General features: G+C 63.2%; 1 protein-coding gene and 1 pseudogene. Both read right to left on the bottom strand.

The features are described 5' to 3' along the window. Window positions 1–464: 464 nt before the first annotated feature. Window positions 465–2,327 carry an ABC-F family ATP-binding cassette domain-containing protein gene (locus tag ACZIRK_RS44880; protein ID WP_130228043.1) on the bottom strand — a complete coding sequence of 621 codons (1,863 nt, stop codon included), beginning with the start codon at window positions 2,325–2,327 and terminating at the stop codon, window positions 465–467. 180 nt (window positions 2,328–2,507) lie between these two features. Further along, window positions 2,508–2,597, bottom strand: a pseudogene (locus tag ACZIRK_RS44875) (IS5/IS1182 family transposase); the annotation flags it as partial.

Raw genomic sequence — 2,597 nt, 5'->3', positions numbered from 1 at the left:
GCCAGCGTCGGGGCGCCAGGACCACACGACTTCGCCGTCCGCTGATGTTGCGTTCGTCTTTCGCAACACCCGCGTCCACCGCATCTCACCGCAACGTTCGTGACGATCGCGACCCGCCCCTCATCTGGGTGAGACGCGCGGAGTCATAGTGCTGATTTGCCCGACGGCGAAAGCGGAATGTTTTTTGCGCGAGGGCTGGACGGGCCAAATCACCTTGATTGAATTAAAGAAAATCGCGCGAACGATACGACGTCGTCATGCCCAGGCAAAAGCGCGAAGCGCGTCTTCGCGCAGATGTCCCGGGCATCCACGTCATTCCACGCGCTCGAGAACGTGGATGGCCGGGTCAAGCCCGGCCATGACGGTGAGGAGGGAGTGTCGCGCCCCGGAATGACGGAGAGTGAGGGGTCCGTGGCATCCCTCGAGACACCGCTTCGCAACTCCTCGAGATGAGGACGCATGGGCTAACCCGCCGCTTCATCCGAGAGCGAGCTTGCTTCCAGCCATTCTTCTTCGGCGCGCTGCAGTGCGGTTTCTGCGCCGGCGCGTGCCTGGGCGAGTTGTGCTGCCTGCTTCGGATCGCGTGTGAACAGGTCCGGCAGCGCGAGCGCCGCGTCGATCTTGGCAATGATGCCGGTGATGCGTTCGATCTCGGCTTCGGCTTGCGCGATCCGCTGCTTCGGAGGGATGCGCTTCTCGCTTTTCGGACGCTCGGGCTTGGTGCTCTCCTTGCTGCGTTCGCGCGAAGCCGGGCGTATCTCATTCGCGGACAATATCGTCCTGCGGTAGTCGTCGAGATCGCCGTCATAGCTCGTCACGGTGTGGTTGGCGACGACCCAGAGCCGGTCGGCGCAGGCCTCGATCAGGTAGCGGTCGTGCGAGACCATCAGCACGGCGCCGGGAAAATCATTGATCGCCTCGGCGAGCGCGGCGCGGCTGTCGATGTCGAGATGGTTGGTCGGCTCGTCCAGGATGATCATGTTGGGCGCGGCGAAGGTCGCAAGGCCGAGCAGCAGCCGTGCCTTCTCGCCGCCCGACAGGCTCTTCACCAGCGTATCCCCCGCCTTGCCGGAAAAGCCGATGGCACCGACGCGAGCGCGTACCTTGCTCTCCGGCGCATCCGGCATCAGCTTGCGGATGTGGTCGTAGGGCGAACCGTCGAGATTGAGCTCGTCGACCTGATGCTGCGCGAAATAGCCGACCGAGAGCTTTTCCGCGCGCGTGATCTTGCCGGAGAACGGCGCGAGGCGGCCCGCGAGCAGCTTCACCAGGGTCGACTTGCCGTTGCCGTTGGCACCTAACAGCGCAATGCGGTCGTCGGTATCGATGCGCAGCGTCACGCGGTTCAGCACCGGCTTGTTCGCATCATAGCCGACAGCGACGTCATCGACGGCGATGATCGGCGGCGACAGCGTCTTCTCGGGCACCGGAAACGAGATCTCGTGTACGTCCTGCGTCACCAGCGCGGTGACCGGCTTCATCCGCTCCAGCATCTTCATCCGCGATTGCGCCTGCCGCGCCTTCGAAGCCTTGGCCTTGAATCGGTCGACGAAGGCCTGCAGCCGCTTGCGCTCCTCAGCCTGGCGCTTGGCGTGCTTTGCATCGAGCATTTCGCGCGTGGCACGCTGCTCCTCGAACGAGGAATAGGTCCCCTTGTAGAGCGTCAGCCTGCGGTGATCGAGATGCAGGATCTGGTCCACGGAGGTGTCGAGCAGGTCGCGGTCATGGCTGATCACGATCACGGTACGCGGATAGTGGGCAAGATGATCCTCCAGCCACAGCGTGCCTTCGAGGTCGAGATAGTTGGTCGGCTCGTCCAGCAGCAACAAATCGGGCGCCGCAAACAGCGTCGCGGCAAGCGCAACCCGCATGCGCCAGCCGCCGGAAAATTCGGCGCATGACCGCGCCTGGTCGGCCGCCGAAAAGCCGAGGCCGCTGAGGATCGCGGCGGCGCGGGCAGGGGCGGAATGGGCGTCGATGTCGACGAGCCGGGTCTGGATTTCCGCGATCCGGTGCGGATCGTGCGCAGTCTCGGCTTCGCGCAGCAGCGCGTCGCGTTCGATATCTGCCTTCAGCACGATCTCGATTAGGCTTTCGGGACCATTGGGCGCTTCCTGCGCGAGGCTGCCGATCCGCCAGCGCGGCGGAATCGTGATGCTGCCGGCTTCGAGCGGAAGATCACCGCGGATGGCATGAAACAGCGTCGACTTGCCGACACCATTGCGGCCGACAAAGCCGACCCGGGCGCCGGGAATGATCTGGACCGAGCTGTTCTCGATCAGAAGCCGCCCGGCGATGCGGACGGATATGTCGGAGATAGAAAGCATGCGGCGTTGTCACCGGAGCCGCCGCCAAACGCAACCCATCACTCCGGTAAATTATGCTCCAGCTTTTCAACTTTGCAGAGTTGCTCGCTCGGCCCCGCGGGGCCTTCCTTCGTTTGAGCATGATCTTTTCGGAAAGCCGGTTTCCACTTTTCCGGATCATGCTCTAGGTCGCGTGGACAGTTATCTTAGCCAGAGCAGAGTTGCGGCGATAGCGACGACAGCGAAGTAATTTCGTGCGGTTTTTTCGTAGCGCGTAGCAACGCGCCTGAA

This window comes from Bradyrhizobium sp. Leo114, assembly GCF_055229415.2.
This window is presented reverse-complemented; position numbering and strand designations above follow the sequence as displayed.

Coding starts and splice junctions, on each gene's coding strand:
- ACZIRK_RS44880 (WP_130228043.1), bottom strand. CDS start 2,327: ATGCTTTCTATCTCCGACATATCCGTCCGCATCGCCGGGCGGCTTCTG.